General features: G+C 45.6%; 19 protein-coding genes. 7 read left to right on the top strand and 12 right to left on the bottom strand.

Annotated features, from left to right (window positions below):
- Nucleotides 1–5 precede the first annotated feature (5 nt).
- From ftsL to ilvI, 6 genes are all read right to left on the bottom strand, one after another.
- A complete protein-coding gene (ftsL, locus tag HGT73_RS02100) occupies nt 6–326 on the bottom strand; it encodes a cell division protein FtsL (protein ID WP_214211994.1) in 321 nt (106 codons plus the stop codon).
- Entirely contained in the window at nt 323–1,267 is a 945-nt protein-coding gene (gene rsmH, locus HGT73_RS02095; protein WP_214211993.1) for a 16S rRNA (cytosine(1402)-N(4))-methyltransferase RsmH, read from the bottom strand. The genes ftsL and rsmH overlap by 4 nt, the downstream gene beginning before the upstream one ends.
- A complete protein-coding gene (gene mraZ / locus HGT73_RS02090; protein ID WP_214211992.1) occupies nt 1,267–1,725 on the bottom strand; it encodes a division/cell wall cluster transcriptional repressor MraZ in 459 nt (152 codons plus the stop codon). The genes rsmH and mraZ overlap by 1 nt, the downstream gene beginning before the upstream one ends.
- Nucleotides 1,726–2,030: 305 nt before the next feature.
- Nucleotides 2,031–3,044 carry a catabolite repressor/activator gene (gene cra, locus HGT73_RS02085; protein ID WP_214211991.1) on the bottom strand — a complete coding sequence of 338 codons (1,014 nt, stop codon included), beginning with the start codon at nt 3,042–3,044 and terminating at the stop codon, nt 2,031–2,033.
- A 125-nt stretch (nt 3,045–3,169) separates the two neighbouring features.
- Nucleotides 3,170–3,661: an acetolactate synthase small subunit gene (gene ilvN, locus HGT73_RS02080; RefSeq protein ID WP_214211990.1), complete on the bottom strand. Its 492-nt coding sequence runs from the start codon at nt 3,659–3,661 to the stop codon at nt 3,170–3,172.
- Entirely contained in the window at nt 3,661–5,385 is a 1,725-nt protein-coding gene (ilvI, locus tag HGT73_RS02075) for an acetolactate synthase 3 large subunit (RefSeq protein WP_214211989.1), read from the bottom strand. Before ilvI ends, ilvN begins: the two co-directional genes overlap by 1 nt.
- 770 nt (nt 5,386–6,155) lie before the next feature.
- Here ilvI and leuA point away from each other — a divergent pair.
- The 4 genes from leuA to leuD are packed head-to-tail and all read left to right on the top strand — an operon-like array spanning nt 6,156 to nt 10,837.
- A complete protein-coding gene (gene leuA, locus HGT73_RS02070; RefSeq protein WP_214211988.1) occupies nt 6,156–7,721 on the top strand; it encodes a 2-isopropylmalate synthase in 1,566 nt (521 codons plus the stop codon).
- Nucleotides 7,722–7,723: 2 nt separating this feature from the next.
- Nucleotides 7,724–8,815, top strand: coding sequence for a 3-isopropylmalate dehydrogenase (gene leuB / locus HGT73_RS02065; protein WP_214211987.1), 1,092 nt, complete (start codon nt 7,724–7,726; stop codon nt 8,813–8,815).
- Nucleotides 8,816–8,819: 4 nt separating this feature from the next.
- On the top strand, nt 8,820–10,220 hold the full coding sequence (gene leuC / locus HGT73_RS02060) for a 3-isopropylmalate dehydratase large subunit (RefSeq protein ID WP_214211986.1): 1,401 nt from the start codon (nt 8,820–8,822) through the stop codon (nt 10,218–10,220).
- An 11-nt stretch (nt 10,221–10,231) separates the two neighbouring features.
- A complete protein-coding gene (gene leuD / locus HGT73_RS02055; protein WP_214211985.1) occupies nt 10,232–10,837 on the top strand; it encodes a 3-isopropylmalate dehydratase small subunit in 606 nt (201 codons plus the stop codon).
- Nucleotides 10,838–11,127: 290 nt separating this feature from the next.
- On the opposite strand, the gene secF is transcribed toward leuD, so the two are convergent.
- The 5 genes from secF to queA all read right to left on the bottom strand — a co-directional run bounded on the left by secF (nt 11,128) and on the right by queA (nt 16,924).
- Nucleotides 11,128–12,093 (bottom strand): protein translocase subunit SecF, encoded by a 966-nt coding sequence (gene secF, locus HGT73_RS02050; protein ID WP_214211984.1) that lies wholly within the window; start codon nt 12,091–12,093, stop codon nt 11,128–11,130.
- 10 nt (nt 12,094–12,103) lie between these two features.
- The gene (gene secD, locus HGT73_RS02045; protein ID WP_214211983.1) at nt 12,104–13,951 is read right to left on the bottom strand and encodes a protein translocase subunit SecD; all 1,848 of its coding nucleotides are present in this window, start codon (nt 13,949–13,951) and stop codon (nt 12,104–12,106) included.
- 25 nt (nt 13,952–13,976) lie between these two features.
- Nucleotides 13,977–14,309: a preprotein translocase subunit YajC gene (yajC, locus tag HGT73_RS02040; protein WP_214211982.1), complete on the bottom strand. Its 333-nt coding sequence runs from the start codon at nt 14,307–14,309 to the stop codon at nt 13,977–13,979.
- Between the two features lie 24 nt (nt 14,310–14,333).
- Nucleotides 14,334–15,458 (bottom strand): tRNA guanosine(34) transglycosylase Tgt, encoded by a 1,125-nt coding sequence (gene tgt / locus HGT73_RS02035; RefSeq protein ID WP_214211981.1) that lies wholly within the window; start codon nt 15,456–15,458, stop codon nt 14,334–14,336.
- 395 nt (nt 15,459–15,853) lie between these two features.
- Nucleotides 15,854–16,924 carry a tRNA preQ1(34) S-adenosylmethionine ribosyltransferase-isomerase QueA gene (queA, locus tag HGT73_RS02030; protein ID WP_214211980.1) on the bottom strand — a complete coding sequence of 357 codons (1,071 nt, stop codon included), beginning with the start codon at nt 16,922–16,924 and terminating at the stop codon, nt 15,854–15,856.
- 99 nt (nt 16,925–17,023) lie between these two features.
- On the opposite strand from queA, the gene HGT73_RS02025 reads away from it, so the two are divergent.
- From HGT73_RS02025 to HGT73_RS02015, 3 genes are all read left to right on the top strand, one after another.
- Nucleotides 17,024–17,605, top strand: a complete 582-nt coding sequence (locus HGT73_RS02025) for an ACP phosphodiesterase (RefSeq protein ID WP_214211979.1) — start codon at nt 17,024–17,026, stop codon at nt 17,603–17,605.
- A gap of 118 nt (nt 17,606–17,723) precedes the next feature.
- Nucleotides 17,724–18,326 carry a peroxiredoxin C gene (locus tag HGT73_RS02020; RefSeq protein WP_214211978.1) on the top strand — a complete coding sequence of 201 codons (603 nt, stop codon included), beginning with the start codon at nt 17,724–17,726 and terminating at the stop codon, nt 18,324–18,326.
- Nucleotides 18,327–18,411: 85 nt separating this feature from the next.
- Entirely contained in the window at nt 18,412–19,674 is a 1,263-nt protein-coding gene (locus HGT73_RS02015) for a mechanosensitive ion channel family protein (protein WP_214211977.1), read from the top strand.
- A gap of 30 nt (nt 19,675–19,704) precedes the next feature.
- On the opposite strand, the gene HGT73_RS02010 is transcribed toward HGT73_RS02015, so the two are convergent.
- Nucleotides 19,705–20,889 carry an MFS transporter gene (locus tag HGT73_RS02010; RefSeq protein ID WP_214211976.1) on the bottom strand — a complete coding sequence of 395 codons (1,185 nt, stop codon included), beginning with the start codon at nt 20,887–20,889 and terminating at the stop codon, nt 19,705–19,707.
- Nucleotides 20,890–20,943 lie beyond the last annotated feature (54 nt).

Genomic DNA, 20,943 nt, shown 5'->3' with positions numbered 1-20,943 from the left:
TATTCCTATGGTTGAACCACTATATGTTCCTGAGATGGGTCAACATGCTGCATATGTAGTTTTTCAACTGCTAAACGTTCAACACGACTATGATCACCTAACGCATTCTCTTCGAGAATTAAATTCCGCCATTCTATATCAAGTGAATCTTTTTCAAGTACCATTTGCTCACGTTGAGCCGTAAGTAACCGTGTTTTTTGCGTAATAATCACGACCATAACCGACGTAACCAGCACCGCAATAAGTAAAATGAGTGGAATTTTTCCATGCCGTAGTAAATCTCCACCAATCACCGCAGGCAGGCTATGACGCTCATTATTGATCACGATGAGCTCCTTTCAGCAATACGCAACACTGAGCTACGCGCTCGTGGGTTCTCAGCCACTTCTGCAGGGCCTGGTACCGATTTCCCCAATGCGCGAAGTTCACGTCCTCCTAGTGCTTGAATTTGCGCTTCAGTCATAGGGACGCCGGCTGGCACTTGGACACCTCGGCTATGCGAACGCATAAAACGTTTCACTAATCGATCTTCCAGAGAATGAAAACTAATAATTGAAAGACGTCCTTGTGGTGCAAGGGCTTTAATGGAAGCCGTTAATGCTCGCTCAATCTCGTCTAGTTCACTATTAATCCAGATACGAATCGCCTGAAAGCTACGTGTCGCAGGATGTTTATGTTTATCTTTCACGGGCATTGCCGCAGCGACGACTTCAGCGAGCTCTTTGGTGCGCGTCATCGGCGCGAGACGGTTACGTTCAACGATCGCTCGCGCAATACGTTTACCAAATTTCTCTTCGCCATAAGTCTTAATAACGAAAGCGATGTCCTCTTCCGCGGCTCGCATTAGCCATTGCGCGGCAGATTCCCCTTGTGAAGGGTCCATACGCATATCTAATGGCCCGTCACGCATAAACGAGAAGCCTCGTTCGGCATCATCCAATTGTGGGGAAGACACCCCTAAATCGAGTAAAATGCCGTCAATTTTTCCAACCAAGCCGAGTTGTTCTACATAGTCGCCAAGCTGAGAGAACGGACCATGAATAATCGAAAAACGTGGGTCATTGATTTCAGCAGCCGCAGCGATTGCCTGTGGGTCGCGATCAATCGCGACTAAGCGCCCCTTCTCACCTAACTGGGAAAGAATGAGTCGGGAGTGTCCTCCACGGCCGAAAGTGCCATCGATATAGATACCATCAGGATGAATATTTAATCCATTGACGGCATCATCAAGAAGTACGGTAGTATGTTTAAAATTTTCAGACGTCATTATAACGATAAGTCCTGCAAACGCTCAGATAATACACCCTGAGCATGCTGCTCAGCCTCAATGTCCTGCTTTACTTGGTGATACCAAGCATGTTCGTCCCAAATTTCAAATTTATTGTATTGGCCAACCAACATAATCTGTTTATTCAGCGTGGCGTGGGTTCGTAATGGGGCAGTTAACAACACTCTTCCGGCACTATCGAGCTGCCCTTCTATGGCATGCCCGAGTAATAAACGCTGTATACGGCGTTCAGCAGGATTCATTGATGATAGATTAGCGAGTTTCCGCTCAATACGTTCCCATTCCGGCAAAGGGTAAAGTAATAAACAAGGTTGATGTATATCAATAGTACAGACCACGTTTCCGGCTGACAGCGTGTGAAGTTGCTCACGATAGCGCATTGGAATCGTAATTCGTCCTTTACTGTCGAGATTGACAGAATTGGCCCCACGAAACATGACTTGACCTTATTTTTTGGAAAAAATACCACTTTGCCCCACATTTTCCCACGAGGCGAGTTTACGGAGCGGAGGAAAACCTTGTCAAGCGGCTTCGACTCTCGCTATGTAATATTTCATATTATTGGCGCCATTTTTTTTAGAAGAAAATAGCTTTTCTTACCAGAAACAAAGATAACTCAATGATTTTTATTAGAAGAGGTTTCCAAGTAACAGAATAATCTGTAACGGGAGATATTCTGTAAATTCCTACAAATCATCTCGCTCCTATTACACTGAGCAGATAGTGGGAATAAGCGGGTGTTTTATCGGCGTGTGACACGAAGCAAAGCGCCTCGCGCATATAAATGTCGGCGAATTATAGTCATTCCTGCTTGCGGCCGTTCATTTTCTTCAAGCTCTTTCATTACCAATTCCAAAACAGATTGCGCGATAGCGTAATGACGTTGGCCAGCAGAAAGTACAGGGCAAGTGAGGAAGTCTAGTAACTCATGGTCACCAAAAGTGGCAATCGAAAGAGCGGAAGGTAATTCGCCGAGGGTGGATAGGCAAGCATCCATAACCCCCTGTAAAAGTCCAAAGGAAGTCGTAAAAATGGCATCAGGCAGGCTATTTTTTTCGAGATACGCGATGAACTGTTGAGCGGCTGACTGACGATCAAAACTTTCGCTGTATAAAAATTGAGGGGTGCGTGTATCACTGTGCCACGCTTCACGAAATCCCTGCTCTCGTAAAAAACTTACGGATAACTCCGGTAGTGCACCAAAGAATAAAACGTTCTTCACCGGCTGTGTACGTTGTGCATTGGCGAGCTCAAAGGCATCATCACGATCCGCACCGACAACACTACAGAATAAAGTTTGGTCCAACGGTCTATCCAACGCAATGATAGGTAGCTGCCGTTCCGCACAGTGCTGATAAAACGGATGTTGTGCCGGAAGCGACGTCGATACGATTAAAGCATCAATTTTTCGTTGTAATAAATGCTCGATACACCGCATCTCATTTTCTGGCTGATCTTCCGAACACGCGATAAGCAGTTGGTAACCACGCTGACGGGCCTGCCTTTCAAGATATTTAGCGATACGGGTATAGCTGGTATTTTCCAGATCAGGAATAACTAAACCGATAGAGCGCGTTTTACCTGCTCTAAGGCCTGCGGCCACGGCGTTGGGATGGTAGTTATGCTCTCGGACAACGGCCATAACTTTTTCGACTGTTTTATCACTGACTCGATATTGCTTCGCTTTCCCATTAATCACATAACTCGCGGTCGTCCTAGAAACCCCAGCTAGTCGTGCTATTTCCTCTAATTTCACCGTTCCCTCACTCATCACCGGCTAAAGTGCGTTTCCAACTCAACACTCAGACTATATACCTTATGATAGGATTAACCGGCAACTGGCGAAACGGGGAAGTTAGATCAACTCCCCCTTTATCACGACTAATTCAGTGTTTTATCTCCGCGGGAAATACCGATAACACCGGAGCGCACGACCTCAGCAATCTCGGTTACCGCCCTGACTGCCGTCAAAAATGCATCCAGCTTTTCCGCACTACCTACCAATTGCACGGTATAGAAACGTGGACTGACATCGACAATTTGCCCACGAAAAATATCAGCACAACGTTTAATCTCGTCGCGAACTGACTCTTCAGCAATAATTTTTACCAACATCACTTCACGCTCAACAAATGGACTCTGCCCCAATTCGTTTACACGTAAGACATCAACGAGTTTATGAAGCTGCTTTTCGATTTGCTCCAAAACCTTTTCATCACCGATCGTTTGTATCGTAATACGTGAGAGTGTCGGGTCTTCAGTCGGTGCCACAGCCAAACTTTCGATGTTATAACCGCGTTGGGAGAAAAGCCCCACCACTCTAGATAATGCTCCAGATTCGTTCTCAAGAAGTACTGATAGTATCCGCCGCATTATTCGCTCCTTTCCGTCTTACTTAACCACATCTCATTCATCCCAGCACCCCGTACCAACATTGGGTAGACATGCTCACTACCATCCACCATCACATCCACGAAAACTAACCGCCCTTCGGCCACTAAATCGAGGGCATGCTGTAACTTTTCCTCAAGCTCATCGGGTGAGGTAATCGCAATCCCGACATGTCCGTAAGCCTCAGCAATTTTGACAAAATTCGGCAATGATTCCATATATGAATGAGAATGACGGCCAGAATAGATCATATCTTGCCACTGCTTAACCATTCCCAAGTAACGGTTATTTAGGTTCAGAACGAGAATCGGTAATCCGTACTGCAATGCCGTAGAGAGCTCCTGAATATTCATCTGAATACTGCCATCACCCGTTACACAGACGACGGTTTCATCGGGTAAGCAGAGCTTTACCCCTAGAGCTGCGGGTAATCCGAATCCCATCGTGCCGAGTCCACCGGAGTTAATCCAACGACGCGATTGGTCAAACGGATAATGCAGAGCAGTAAACATCTGATGCTGCCCCACATCCGACGCAACATAAGCCTTCCCGTGAGTCAGTTTCCATAACGCACGAATTGCCGCTTGGGGTTTGATCTTTTCAGCATCAGTATCAAAAGCCAGACAGTCACGTGCACGCCATTGATCTATTTTTGCCCACCACTCTGCATTTTTCGTCTCTGAAATCGCAGGCACTTTATCGAGTAACTCCAGCATTTGTTCCAGCACTTGACGAGCATCACCGACAACAGGGATATCCGCATTGACGGTCTTGGAGATCGAAGCCGGGTCAATATCAATATGAATCACCGTCGCATTAGGACAGTACTTCGCAATATTGTTGGTGGTACGATCATCAAAGCGTACCCCTACGGCAAAAATCACGTCCGCATTATGCATCGTCATATTAGCTTCGTAGGTACCATGCATGCCTAGCATCCCAACACTTTGCGGATGAGTCCCTGGGAAGCACCCTAAGCCCATCAGCGTTGTAGTTACCGGTAATCGAATTTTTTCTGCTAAGGTTTTCAATGCCGACTCAGCATTTGCAGTAATCACACCGCCACCAGCATAAATAACTGCCTGCTTTGCGTCGAGTAATGTACTGAGCGCACGCTTAATCTGTCCGCGATGCCCTTGTACCGTTGGATTGTAAGAGCGTAAGCTAACACTTTCCGGGTACTGGTAAGGCAGTTTGACTGCAGGATTAAGGATGTCTTTCGGAAGGTCGAGCACCACGGGTCCCGGCCGGCCTGTAGACGCTAGCCAGAATGCCTTTTTGATCATTTCCGGAATGTCTTCAGTACGTTTAACTAAAAAGCTATGTTTTACGATTGGACGAGAAATACCAATCATATCGCACTCTTGAAACGCATCACTGCCGATCAAAGAAGAGGCGACTTGGCCAGAAAGCACGACCATTGGAATAGAGTCCATATAAGCGGTCGCAATACCGGTAATCGCATTCGTTGCCCCAGGCCCAGAAGTGACTAACACAACTCCTGGCTCACCGGTAGCGCGCGCTACCGCATCCGCCATGTGCACAGCAGCTTGTTCATGACGCACAAGAATATGGTCGAGGCCCCCCACCGTCTCTATTGCGTCATAAATATCCAGTACAGCCCCCCCTGGATATCCAAATACCTGCTTCACACCTTGGTCAATCAATGACTGAATGACCATTTCCGCACCTGACAACATCTGCATTACTGCCTCCGGCTTCTCACTCATACGGCTCGTGAATTTCTCAAGATAACTCATGTTTTTTTATCAAAACGGTTTTGCGCATCAAGACTCCAATTTTCGTTTTTATTGGTCGCGCGCGCGAAGGTGTACGTTAACATACCCCTGAACTTCTCGGCAGAGAAAATAAGTGAAAAAAAACCAGGCATCTCATTAATAGATAATTATTCTATTAAAGTTTTATTCAGCTTAAATTAAAAACTAGAGTGAGCAATTTAATCAGGGTATTACTCGACATAAAAGTGGAAATAGAGGAAGACTTATACCTCTCAGAGTAAAAAAAACCTTAAGCTGACTATCGGGATTATTTTGATATTAGCAATTAAAATATCTAAAAATGACTTAAAATGCAGAGTATTCATCTATTAAAAATCCCCCATGATGAAATAATTCATTAAAAATCAGCATATTAAAATTTTCGTTATGTGATGCTTTTTACAAGATTTCACACTGAATTTTTCTGATCAATAAATACAAGGCTAACGTTATTTTTTATTGACACTGCACGCTTATTCACGTACCAATATAGGCACACGTTGTTTCTACAGGCTCTAATAATGATTCGTTTTACTTCACTCACAGAACTCCTCCTCCTCGCTAAATACCAGCGCGGTTGTTCTGTGGGCGAAAACGAATAAAGATTAAAGCCTGAAGAACTGAAAAACCCGCGCCGAACAGCGCGGGTTTTTTTATGCGCTAAGGCCATTAAATATAAGAAATTTAAGGAAGCAATTATGAGCCAGCAAGTTATTATCTTCGATACTACCTTACGCGACGGTGAACAAGCCTTACAGGCGAGTTTAAGTGTGAAGGATAAATTACAAATCGCGCTGGCCCTAGAGCGAATGAAAATCGATGTCATGGAAGTCGGTTTCCCTGTATCTTCACCGGGCGATTTTGAATCAGTACAAACCATCGCTCGTACCATTAAGAATAGCCGTGTCTGTGCATTGGCTCGTTGTGTGGAAAAAGATATTGATGCGGCGTATGAATCTTTAAAGGTTGCAGAGGCTTTTCGTATTCATACCTTTTTAGCAACTTCACCGATGCATATCGAGACAAAATTACGCTCAACTTTACCTGAAGTCATTGAACGCGCTGAGTTTATGATTCGTCGTGCTCGTAATTATACTGATGACGTAGAATTTTCATGTGAAGATGGCGGACGGACTCCTATTGATGATCTGTGCCGTGTTGTCGAAGCTGCGATTAATGCTGGCGCAAGAACAATCAACATTCCTGATACCGTTGGCTATACCTTGCCCCACGAATATGCCCATATCATCTCCTCGTTAATTCAACGCGTACCAAATATTGATAAAGCCATACTATCCGTCCATACCCATGATGATTTAGGGATGGCCGTAGGAAATTCAATGGCAGCTATCATGGCGGGTGCTCGTCAAGTCGAGGGAACTTTAAACGGATTAGGTGAGCGTGCAGGTAACTGTGCCTTGGAAGAAGTCATTATGGCGATTAAAACCCGACAAGCCATGATGAATGTCCATACTGGAATCAATCATCAAGAAATCTATCGGACGAGCCAAATCGTTAGCCAAATTTGTAATATGCCCATCCCAGCAAATAAAGCTATCGTTGGCAGTAATGCTTTTGCTCACTCATCTGGCATCCACCAAGATGGTGTTTTAAAAAATCGTGAAAACTACGAAATTTTAACCCCAGAGTCCATTGGCTTACACCAAGTTCAGTTAAACCTGACATCACGTTCCGGGCGCGCAGCGGTCAAACACCGTATGGCGGAGATGGGCTATCAAGAGCAGGATTATAATTTAGATACCTTGTACGCAGCATTCTTAAAATTAGCCGATAAGAAAGGCCAAGTATTTGATTACGATTTAGAGGCATTAGCGTTCATTAATAACCAAGCGGATGAAAGTGATAACTTCGTTATGCACGATTTTACTGTGCAGTCCGGCGGCAGCATTACTGCCACCGCCTCAGTCAAATTGGCCATTGGTAACGAAACAAAAGAAGAAGCTGCTACGGGTAACGGCCCTGTTGATGCGGTCTATCAAGCCATTAATCGTATTTCAGGCTTAGAAACTGAATTGGTGAATTACAAATTGACAGCGAAGGGCCAAGGCGAAAATGCGTTAGGCCAAGTCGATATCGTCGTAAAATACAATGACCGCAAATTCCACGGGGTTGGCCTAGCGACTGATATCGTTGAAGCCTCTGCCAAAGCGATGGTTAATGCCTTAAATACAATTTGGCGCGCACGCCAGGTCGAACAAGAATTGAAGCGTAAGTCTCAGAATGAAATTAAGGAAACGGTGTAATTATGTCGACTCACTATAATGTTGCAGTTTTACCGGGTGATGGGATTGGGCCAGAAGTCATGGCACAGGCCGAAAAAGTGCTGGCGGCTGTTAGCCAACGCTTTGGTTTTCAGGTCAATACCCAACATTTTGATGTTGGTGGCATAGCCATTGATAATCAAGGATCACCGCTGCCAGCGGCAACCGTTAGTGGCTGTGAGAATGCTGACGCTATCTTATTTGGTTCAGTCGGCGGCCCGAAATGGGAACATCTCGCTCCCGATGAGCAACCTGAGCGTGGTGCCCTGCTGCCTTTACGTAAACACTTCAAATTATTTAGCAACTTACGTCCTGCTGCCCTTTATAAAGGCTTAGAAGCCTACTGTCCGCTGCGTAGTGATATTGCTGCACGGGGCTTTGACATTTTATGTGTTCGGGAATTAACTGGTGGCATCTACTTTGGTCAACCTAAAGGGCGCGAAGGAAGTGGCGACCAATTACGTGCTTTTGATACAGAAATCTATCACCGTTACGAAATTGAACGTATTGCGCGCTTGGCCTTTGAATCAGCCCGTAAACGTCGTCATAAAGTGACCTCGGTTGATAAAGCGAACGTTTTACAATCATCCATTTTGTGGCGAGAAACGGTAACAGAAATTGCGAAAGATTACCCTGATGTTGAGCTATCGCATATCTACATTGATAATGCCACGATGCAGCTAATCAAAGACCCTTCGCAATTTGATGTCCTGCTATGCTCTAACTTATTTGGGGATATTCTGTCCGATGAGTGTGCCATGATCACCGGCTCAATGGGCATGCTACCGTCAGCCAGTCTTAATGAAGAAGGCTTCGGCCTTTACGAGCCAGCAGGAGGCTCCGCGCCAGATATTGCTGGAAAAAATATTGCTAATCCCATTGCACAAATTTTATCGTTAGCCCTACTTTTACGCTACAGTTTACAGCAGAACGATGCGGCTGATGCCATTGAAAAAGCCATCAGTCAAGCCCTAGCAGCGGGCCACCGTACCCACGATTTAGCCGGTGAAGGGCACGCAGTGAGTACTGACGAAATGGGTGATATCATTGCCCGGTATATTGCCGAGGAAAAATAATAAAATGAGCAAAACCTTATACCAGAAGTTATTTGATGCACATGTCGTGTATGAAGCACCACAAGAGACGCCCATCCTATATATCGATCGTCACTTGGTTCACGAAGTCACCTCACCACAGGCTTTCGATGGTCTACGAGCCCACGGCCGTAAACTTCGCCAGCCATCGAAAACATTCGCCACGATGGATCATAATGTCTCAACACAAACTCGAGATATTAATGCTTCCGGTGAGATGGCTCGTATCCAAATGCAGGAACTAATTAAAAACTGCGCGGAATTTGGTGTCAGCCTTTATGACTTAAATCATCCTTTCCAAGGGATTGTGCACGTTATTGGACCAGAGCAGGGGATTACCCTACCCGGTATGACTATTGTCTGTGGTGACTCGCACACCGCAACGCACGGTGCCTTTGGCGCCTTAGCATTTGGTATCGGTACTTCAGAAGTTGAACATGTCATGGCCACGCAAACCTTAAAACAAGGCCGAGCGAAAACCATGAAAATCGAAGTCACCGGTTCAGCGATCGGCGGGATTTCGGCGAAAGACATTGTGTTGGCCATCATCGGTAAAACAGGCAGTGCCGGCGGTACTGGCTATGTTGTTGAGTTCTGTGGCGAGGCAATCCGAGCGCTAAGTATGGAAGGCCGCATGACCTTATGTAACATGGCGATTGAATTAGGGGCAAAAGCGGGATTAGTTGCTCCAGATGAAACTACCTTCGCCTACTTAAAAGGGCGTCAGTTTGCGCCGAAAGGCGAACAATGGGATCAAGCTGTTGCCTATTGGGAAACGTTAAAGTCGGATGACGATGCACACTTTGATGCCGTCGTAACGCTCGATGCCGCCGATATCGCACCACAAGTCACTTGGGGAACCAACCCCGGGCAAGTGATCGCTGTTGACCAACCGATCCCACGTCCTGAAGAGTTCAGTGATCCGGTTGAACGAGCTTCTGCAGAAAAAGCCTTAGCCTACATGGGATTAGAAGGTGGTATTCGTCTAACCGATGTGGCTATTGATAAAGTCTTTATTGGTTCATGCACCAACTCACGTATCGAAGATTTACGTGCGGCCGCAGCTATTGCGAAAGGTCGTAAAGTCGCGCCGGGTATCGTTGCAATGGTAGTGCCAGGTTCAGGCCCTGTTAAAGCTCAGGCGGAGGAGGAAGGATTAGATAAGATCTTCCTAGAGGCTGGATTTGAATGGCGTTTACCTGGCTGTTCAATGTGTTTAGCGATGAACAACGATCGACTGAATGCCGGTGAGCGTTGCGCCTCAACCAGTAACCGTAACTTTGAAGGACGTCAGGGCCGTGGTGGACGCACGCACTTAGTCAGCCCAGCTATGGCCGCAGCAGCTGCTATCACCGGACGCTTCACTGACATCCGTACCTTGAACTAAGGAACTGCATCATGGCAATTAAATTTACCCAACATACTGGACTGGTCGCACCGCTTGATGCGGCCAACGTCGACACGGATGCAATTATTCCAAAACAGTTTCTACAAAAGGTTACCCGTACCGGTTTTGGCCAGCATCTCTTCAATGATTGGCGCTTTATTGACGATCAAGGCAATATCCCTAATCCTGATTTTGTGCTTAATAAACCTGTTTATAAAGGCACCAGTATTTTATTGACGCGTGAGAACTTTGGCTGTGGTTCTTCTCGTGAGCACGCACCTTGGGCATTAACGGACTTTGGTTTTCGTGTCGTTATCGCCCCCTCTTTTGCGGATATTTTCTACAGCAATAGCTTTAATAACCAACTACTTTTGGTGAAATTAAGCGAAGCGCAGATAGATGAACTCTTCCAACTGGTTGAGCAACAACCAGGAATTCACTTTACAGTGGATTTAGAAGCAATGACCATTAAGGCTGGAGACAAAACATACACCTTTGATTTGGATAGCTTCCGTCGTCACTGTATGTTAAATGGTTTAGATAGTATTGGACTGACCTTGCAGCACGAAGCATCAATCGATGCTTATGAAGCAAAACAGCCAGCTTTTCTGCAATAACGTCGTACACCTATCGTTTTAATAAGGGACATTTTTATGTCCCTTTTTTTTATCGGTCCTTTACCTCAATGAATCACCCTCTCCTGCATCAATCAGCGCCTCTATGCTGAAAGCTGCTCGACTCGGGTGGGTTGAGTGGCGAAAGATAGAAATAACGCATGGTAGAGAGACGTCAGGTAAGGGAATAAATGGTCAATCATCGATAAAAGATACTGAGCGACTCGCTTATCCGATATTAAAAAAAAGCCCGGTGATATTCACCGGGCTTTTTCACGCTAACCACCAACAACTTACTGAATACGAGGTTGATCCGCGCCTTCTTTTTCGACCTTTTGCACTAACATATGTTCACGCTTCATGCCGAGCTTCAACGCTAACGCCGACGCTACGTAAATAGAAGAAATCGTACCGATAGTGACCCCGATTAACATTGTCAGAGAGAATCCGCGTAACAGTTCCCCACCAAAGATAAACAGCATCAGTACAACGACTAAAGTAGTTGCTGAGGTCATCAATGTCCGACTCAAGGTCTGTGTCAGAGAAATATTCACGATATCGTAAGGTGTGCCACGACGGATCTTACGAAAGTTTTCACGGATTCGGTCAGAAACCACAATACTGTCGTTCAGTGAATAGCCAATCACTGACATGAGTGAGGCAATAATCGTCAGATCAACCTCAATATGAAACAGTGATAAGACACCCATCGTGATAATGACGTCATGAGCAAGCGCTAATACCGCCCCGAGTGCCAGACGCCATTCAAAACGAAAACCGACGTAGATCAAAATACAAATTAATGCCGCAAGTAGCGCTAGAGCACCGGCTTGCGCCAAATCGCTACCTACGCTCGGCCCAACAAACTCAATACGCTTTACGATTGCCGTTTGCTGAGTCGCTTGGTTGATCTCGCTAATCACTTTGGTGCCAAGTTCTTGTCCAGCATTACCATCATGAGGAGACAGACGTACCATCACCTCACGACTACTGCCGAAGTTTTGAACTTGTGGATCACTAAAGCCGGCATGCTGTAATGCACTTCGCATCACATCAAGCTCGCCGGGTTTTTCAAGCGTAATCTCAATCACTGTACCGCCAGTAAAATCGAGACCCCAATTAAAACCACGAACACCAATAATGATGGCAGATGCGATTAACAACAACGCTGACAGCGCGAACGCTAACTTGTCCCAGCGCATAAAATCATGCACTTTCCGACCATAGTTAAGTTGTTCAATACTATATTCTTGTGCCACAACAGGCTCCTTAAATCGACAGCTTGCTGATACGTTTACCGCCGTAAAGCAGGTTCACAATCGCTCGTGTACCAACAATCGCCGTAAACATGGAGGTCGCCACCCCAATCGCTGTCGTGATAGCAAACCCTTTAATCGAGCCTGTTCCCACAGCGTAAAGAATGATGGCAGTAATCAGCGTTGTCACATTTGCATCAACAATACTGGAGAATGCACCGCGATAGCCTTCGTGAATAGCCTGCTGTACAGTACGACCATTACGTAACTCTTCTTTAATCCGTTCATTGATCAATACGTTCGCATCGACGGCTACCGCAAGGGTCAAGACAATCCCAGCAATACCTGGCATGGTCAAGGTCGCCCCAGGAAGTAATGACATGATACCGATAATCAAGATTAAGTTAGCAATCAACGCCGTAGTCGCAATAACACCAAATTTCTTGTAGAACACCAGCATAAACAGAATCGATACAGCAACGCCCCACAAGCAAGCATGTAAGCCTTGTTGGATATTCTGTTGTCCCATTGTCGGGCCGATGGTGCGCTCTTCGACAATCTGAATAGGTGCGATAAGTGCGCCCGCACGTAACAGCAAGGAGAGCTGGTGTGCTTCATTAGCGTTATTAATACCGGTAATGCGGAAGCTATTAGACAGACGTGATTGGATATTGGCTACGTTAATCACTTCTTCTTGTTTTGCTAAAATAGCACGACCATTTGCATCTTTCTTACCGCTATCTTTATATTCAACAAACAGCGTTGCCATTGGTTTGCCGATATTATTACGAGTAAATTCAGACATCGCGTTCCCCCCCGCACTATCGAGCGAGATGTTAACTTGCGGCTGATTATACTCGTCCATCGTAGACGTAGAATCGGTAATATGATCGCCGGTCAAGACTATGCGTTTGTAGAGAACGACCGGTTGGCCATCACGCATGGTTTTAACTTCAGAATCACCCGGTACGCGCCCCGCAGCGATAGCAGCAGGATCGACAGAGGTGTTAACTAAGCGAAACTCTAGGGTTGCTGTCGCCCCTAAGATCTCTTTAGCACGCGCCGTATCTTGAATACCCGGTAACTCGACTACAATCCGGTCAGAACCTTGACGCTGAACAAGTGGTTCAGAGACACCGAGCTGGTTGACACGATTACGTAGGATAGTGATGTTTTGCTGTACCGCGTATTCACGCGCTTCGCTTAAACGCGCATCGGTCATTACCGCAGTGAGCTGGTTATCGCCACGGCTACGGATCACGAGATCACGATGACGTGGACTTAAATAGCTAATAGCCGCATCACGCGTTTGTGAGTTAGGAAACTGAATCTGCACGCCATAGTTATCCATTTTCCCGACTGTGGTATAACCAATCTTAGCAGTGCGTAAATCACTGCGCAGCGTCTCAGTGTTCTGTTCTTGTAACTTATCTAAAGCCGTGTCCATATCCACTTCCATTAGGAAGTGCACACCACCTCGTAAGTCTAAGCCTAACTTCATAGGTTCAGCTGAGAGTGCCGCGAGCCAACGTGGTGTGGCCGGCGCTAAGTTAAGAGCCACCACATAGTTGCTTCCTAATGCACTAACCAATGCCTCACGAGCGCGTAATTGGATATCGGTATTAGAAAAGCGAGCCAGAATTGCGCCGTTTTCTAAAACAATGGAGCGCGTATCAATATGTTGTTGCTTAAGTACGGTCTGGATCTGATCCAACGTCTGCTCACTGGCGGCGGCACCGCGCTCGCCAGTGATTTGAACAGCCGGATCCTCACCATAAAGGTTTGGAAGTGCATACAACAAGCCGACCAATAGCACGACGATCAGCATGATGTACTTCCATAAAGGATAACGATTTAACACGGCAGTTCCCTAAGGAAGAGTTCAATTATAATGCTTTCATTGTGCCTTTAGGCAGAACGGCAGCGACGAAATCACGCTTAACAACTACTTCATTGGTTTCATTGAGCGCAATAGCAACATATCCCGTCTCAGAGATTTTAGTAACGCGACCCACAAAACCTGAGGTCGTCATGACTTCATCACCTTTCGCAATAGATTCCATTAACTTTTTATGCTCTTTAGCACGCTTTTGCTGTGGACGTAGGATCATAAAGAAGAAAATCAGACCGAAAACGACCAGCATGATTACCATCGAAAAACTACTGTTTTGTGCTGGAGCTCCAGCGGCAGCAACTGCATCAGAAATGAAAAAACTCATTAACTATCCCTCATTAATTGAAAATCAAAATGGTAAAGCTGGCACTTCTTTGCCAATTTTCTGGTAAAAGTCAGTCACGAAAGCGTCTAACTTATCATCGTCGATCGCTTGACGTAGACCAGCCATAAGTCGCTGATAATAGCGTAGATTATGAATGGTATTCAGTCTTGCTCCGAGAATTTCATTACAACGGTCTAAATGATAAAGATAAGCACGTGTGTAATTTTTACAGGTATAACAATCGCATTCAGCATCAAGCGGTGACGTATCACTTTTATGCTTAGCATTACGAATTTTGACTACGCCATCGGTCACAAATAAGTGTCCATTACGTGCATTACGTGTCGGCATCACACAATCGAACATATCGATTCCGCGACGAACCCCCTCCACTAAATCTTCAGGCTTACCGACTCCCATGAGGTAGCGAGGCTTCTCTTCAGGTAACTGTGGGCAAACGTGCTCAAGAATACGATGCATATCGGCTTTAGGCTCACCAACCGCTAAACCGCCGACAGCGTACCCATCAAAGCCGATATCTACCAGTCCCTTGACGGAGATATCACGTAAATCTTCGTAAACACCACCTTGCACAATACCGAACAAGGCGTTCTTATTGCCTAACTCATCGAACCTATCACGACTGCGCTGCGCCCAACGCAATGACATTTCCATTGAGCGTTTAGCGTAGTCCCAATCGGCCGGATACGGTGTGCACTCATCAAAAATCATCACGATATCAGAACCCAAGTCATATTGGATTTCCATGGATTTTTCAGGATCAAGGAAGATCGGATCACCGTTGATCGGATTACGGAAATGAACACCCTTTTCCGTGATTTTGCGAATATCACCTAGGCTAAATACTTGAAAACCGCCAGAATCGGTTAAAATTGGGCCTTGCCACTGCATAAAATCGTGTAAATCACCGTGCAGTTTCATAATCTCTTGGCCAGGTCGTAGCCAAAGATGGAAGGTGTTTCCCAAAAGGATTTGTGCGCCGGTATCCTTCACCTCTTCCGGTGTCATGCCTTTTACCGTACCGTAAGTCCCGACAGGCATAAACGCAGGTGTCTCAACGACGCCACGATCAAAGACCAGACGCCCGCGACGTGCTCGGCCGTCACGCTTTATATATTCAAATTTCACAACAACTCTCCATCAGAGAAACAGTCTGATTAGATGCTAATAAATACGAAGTAAAAACCCCGTTAAACCCGCGACTTAGCCAGCCTACGCTAAATCGCCTCCATAGAATTTTGCACTATTATGCCAAGATTCGACTTAGGATTGACACCCCGTCGACACACCTAAATTCTGCGTGAAAGATGCTATCACAATCGCAGCGATTTCCCTATTCCACAGGCTTTATCAAGCCGATTATTGAGCAACCCACTGCCTATAATGAAAGACTGCATGCATTTTTGAACCGATACGATAATGCGGGATGCTGAAAATCCTCCGGTTCTCTTCTACAACGCCCTTGTGACAAACGCGTAAAATTGTTGTCACGGTTAGCTCTTAATGCTGGCTATAGCTTTATTTTAATCTATTGATATTTCGTGTATTGCTTGCGGATTCTTAGTGATAAACATGGCATCGCCATAGCTGAAGAAGCGGTATTGTTCGGCCACTGCTTGCTGATAAGCATGCATGGTATTTTTATACCCAGCAAACGCTGACACTAGCATGATTAATGTCGATTCCGGCAAATGGAAGTTGGTGATTAATGCATCGATCACTTGGTACTGGTAGCCGGGATAAATAAATATCTGCGTGTCATCAAAAAATGGGGCAATCAATGCATCTTTTGCCGCCTTAGCTGCACTTTCAAGTGATCGTACTGAAGTTGTCCCCACCGCTACGACTTTATTCCCTCGTGCCTTGCAGGCTAGAACGGCATCAACAACCTCTTGTGGAACTTCCGCATACTCCGCGTGCATAATATGGTCTTCAATACTCTCAACACGCACTGGCTGGAAAGTTCCGGCTCCTACATGAAGCGTAACAAATGCCGTTTCAATGCCTTTCTGACGAAGTGCATTCAATAACGGCTCATCAAAATGCAGACCTGCGGTGGGAGCCGCTACCGCTCCGGGTTTTGCACTATACACGGTTTGATACAGCTCACGATCAGCCTCTTCATCGGGACGATCGATATAGGGAGGCAGTGGCATATGGCCTATTTGATTAAGAATATCCAGCACGTCGCGCGGATCATCAAACACAATTTCAAATAAGGTATCATGACGAGCCACCATTGTAGCGCGCACTTCTAATGCATCACCAAGGAGTAACTGCGCACCTGGCTTAGGGGATTTTGACGCTCGGACATGGGCCAAGACACGCTTATCATCAAGCATCCTTTCCACCAGCAACTCTAATTTACCGCCGCTGGCTTTCTGCCCATATACCCGCGCAGGAATAACCCGAGTATTATTAAAAACTAATAAATCACCGGCTTGTAGCTTATCGAGTACATCCGTAAAAACGCCATGTTGCAACTCTCCTGACGCACCTTCTAACGATAATAACCGACAAGCACTACGTTCAGGTTGTGGATAATGGGCAATCAACGATTCAGGTAATTCAAAATTAAAATCAGCAACACGCATGGTGACTTATTCCGGTAAAAATTTAGGCGCACAGTGTAACGGAAAAGCGTGTATTACAGAACCTCTGGCTTTTAATGAAACTCTAGCGATAATAGAGCCATGAATTTTCTTGCACATTTACACTTAGCGCATCTTGCGAAGAGCTCATTGACGGGTAACTTACTGGCCGATTTTGTTCGGGGTGACCCTAATGGTCGTTGGACAGCAGCCGTAGTCGATGGGATTCATATGCATCGACGACTGGATAGCCTTTCAGATAAACTTCCTGAAGTCCGTGAAGCAAAACAACTTTTTACTCTACCCACGCGGCGAGTCGCACCGATTGCACTTGATGTCATCTGGGATCATTTTCTAGCGCGTGACTGGTCAATCCTTCATAAAGAAATAAAACTGTCAGATTTTTGTCTTATGGCTGAGCAGAGCATCAGTAGCGACTTAGCTTCAACGCCAGAAAATTTCCGTCAGTTAAACCAACTAATTTGGTCACAGCACTGGTTAGAGCGCTATGCCCACGCTGAGAATTTGGAAAATGTCCTAAGGCAGATGGCACAGCGCAGACCTCGTCTGGCTAGTCTTGCCGAGTGTTATCACGATTTCGTCACACACTATGCCGACCTTGAAGCACTGTTCTACCGCTTTTATCCACAACTCATGCAACGTGCCAAAGAAAATCGCCTTTAACCCCCCGCGACTGATTCGGTTCTGATACACTGCCTGAGCAGAGTGAGAGACGAGATCCCCTGCGCAAAATCGTAGCGGGATCCTTAAACGATTTTATTCATTAATACTTGGAGTATGTATGGTACTTGTGACCCGTTCAGCCCCTGATTTTACCGCCGCAGCAGTTTTAGGTAATGGTGAAATTGTTGAGAAGTTTAATTTCCATGAACACATTGCCGGCAAACCTGCCGTACTCTTTTTCTGGCCGATGGACTTTACGTTCGTCTGTCCATCAGAACTGATTGCTTTTGATAAGCGTTATGCTGACTTTAAAGAACGCGGCGTGGAAGTCGTTGGCGTCTCCTTCGATTCTGAATTCGTTCACAACGCATGGCGTAATACCCCTATCGAAAACGGCGGTATCGGTAACGTTCAATATGCGATGGTCGCAGATATTAAGCGCGAAATTCAACAAGCCTACGGTATTGAACATCCTGAAGCCGGTGTTGCACTGCGCGGCTCATTCTTAATCGACAAAGAAGGTGTCGTACGCCATCAAGTCGTCAACGACTTGCCATTAGGACGTAATATCGATGAAATGTTACGTATGGTTGATGCACTACAATTCCATGAAACGCATGGCGAAGTATGCCCGGCGCAATGGGAAAAAGGTAAAGAAGGTATGGGTGCTTCACCAGAAGGCGTTGCCAAATATCTGTCACAAAACGCAGGTAAACTTTAACTGCGTTGCCCCCTAAGACGTTAGGGGGTAATCTTTACTCGACTGTTCTTCCGCTCTTTAAATCGTTGCGGTTTCTAGGATGATTATGCAACTCTCTCTACAACATTGGCTTCAGGCATACGGCCTAACCCGCTATACCGATATTATCGCTACCTTAATAATGTTAGCCGCAATGGGGGGGCTGTGTTTAGTCATCCATGTTCTGCTACATAAAGTCTTATTACCTATTTTAAAAAAACAGTCTGATAAAAGCCCACATCTTTGGTCTAAATCGCTGTTTAAACATTTACTGTTTAACCGCGCAACCTGGTTATTACAGGCTGTACTCTTTCAGTTACTTTTACAGCTACTCTTTGATCCCCACAGTATACTCTTCACCGCGCTAACCACCCTTTGCCAGCTGTGGATGATGCTATTATGCTTATTGATCGGTTTTTCATTGCTGGATGTTATTCAAGCGATTACATCAAAAAGCGCATTTGCCCAACAAATTCCATTACGGGGAATTGTTCAAAGTATTAAATTAATCATGGCTATTTTGGTCGTCGTCTTGATGATCTCTTTGCTATTAGGGAAATCACCTGGCAGTTTATTGACCGGATTAGGCGCAATGACTGCCGTATTAATGCTCGTTTTTCGCGATCCCATCCTCGGGCTTGTCGCGGGTATTCAACTCTCTGCCAACGATATGCTTAAGATTGGTGACTGGTTAGATATGCCCAAATATGGCGCCGATGGGGCAGTAATCGATATTAATTTAACTACGGTCAAAGTCCATAATTGGGACAAAACTATCGTCACCATTCCAGCTTATGCGTTAATTTCTGATTCATTTAAAAATTGGCGAGGTATGTCTGAATCGGGCGGACGGCGAATCAAACGTAGCGTGAATATCGATACAACCAGTATCCACTTTCTCTCTCAGACGGAAATTGAACAGCTCGCGCAAGCACGCTTACTTACTCCCTATTTAGGAGATAAGCAGCAGGAAATTAGCGAGTGGAATGCACAACAAGGGGTCGATAGCGCTTCGCTGCTGAATCACCGAGCCCTCACTAATATTGGTACTTTTCGAGTTTGGCTCGAAAGCTGGCTAAAATCGCATCCTAAAATTCGTCAAGATATGACCTTAATGGTTCGCCAATTAGCGCCGGCCGATCATGGTCAACCTATTGAGATTTATGCTTTTACTAATACCGTTATCTGGGCAGAGTACGAAGCGATTCAAAGTGATATCTTTGACTATATTTATGCAGCCTTACCGGCTTTTGGTTTGCGAGTCCATCAATCACCGACCAGTGCGGATATTCGTTCATTAGCGCCTAACCGTGGTCACTCGCTAGACTAAGGCTATCGGGGAGCATTGCTCCCCGCTTTCTTACACTTTTTCCTTTACCCTTATAAGCAATACCAATGCCATCACCATTAATACCGTCGCTAGCATGTAAATGGCTTGATGACCGAACCAATCACTTAATACACCTTGAAACAGACCGGCGAAAATCATTCCTGTCGAAACGGAGTTGGTAAATAACGTCGTTGCCGCCCCGGCTTTACCGGGCATTAAGTCTTGAAACCACAGCATAACTAATCCGGCCACAATCCCGATAAACACCGCATTCAGCAATTGAACCACTAACAAGCCAATTTGATGGGTAAATAGCAACATTGAAGGATAGAAGAGCAGCCCACAAACGGCAGCAATAATGACCAATAACCGTTTACCAAACTTCTTAGCAAGATAGCCCGCCAGTAGCATGACTGGAATTTCAAGCCCTGCGGCAGTTCCCATCAGTACGCCAGCAAAACTTTCTGGCATACCTAAGCGCTGGCTAATATAAAGAGGCATATCAATGATATACATCAAGTTACATATCCACATTAATACCGAGGCAATGAACAGCAAACGTACATCCGCCCTTTTCCAACCACTGACCGCGCTTTTAGCCAGATCTTCTGCCGGATAGATACGGGTAACGGAAGGTAACGTTGTTTTGATTAAAATGAGTGCGAACAGAAATAAGGCTGCCGCAACAAAATATAGAGTAATAAAACCGTAGTTAAGCGCCAGTGCGAAGGAAATGGGAGGGCCGATCACCCATGCTAGCGATATTTGTGTGCGCATTATTGAACTGAACATCACAACTTCTCGCCCGGTACGATCTGCGTATTCCCGTGCTAATGCAAAGAGTTGCGGTATCACTACGCTGGCCAATGCTGAGAGTATTAGCCCAAGGGTAATCAGTAACCAATATTGGCGAACAAAGGCGAACATTAGCGCATTCGCTATTGCCATTACGCAGCAGAACATCAAAAGATTGCGGCGGTCGCCTTGGCTATCTGAACGTTTTGCCAGAATAAAACTAATGATAATTCCTGTGACGGCATTAATCGTAAAGAATAAGCCCACCATGAAAGGTTTAGCTTTGAGCTCTTGGCTAAGGAAAAGGCTCAGCGTCGGAGATTGCAGAGCGCCCGCGATGCTAACAAAAAAAGTGACCAGCAGAAACATCATAAAAACAGGGTTATTCCCTTTTGGAGAAGGAGGGATATAAGGTTGCATGATAGGCCTAATTCAAACTGATATACCTCATTTTAGCGAGATATGGGTCAAAAG

Source organism: Rosenbergiella australiborealis (assembly GCF_018494035.1).
Classification (GTDB): Bacteria; Pseudomonadota; Gammaproteobacteria; order Enterobacterales; family Enterobacteriaceae; genus Rosenbergiella; species Rosenbergiella australiborealis.
The sequence above is the reverse complement of the archived record's forward strand: the minus strand, read 5'-3'. Positions and strand labels throughout refer to the sequence as shown.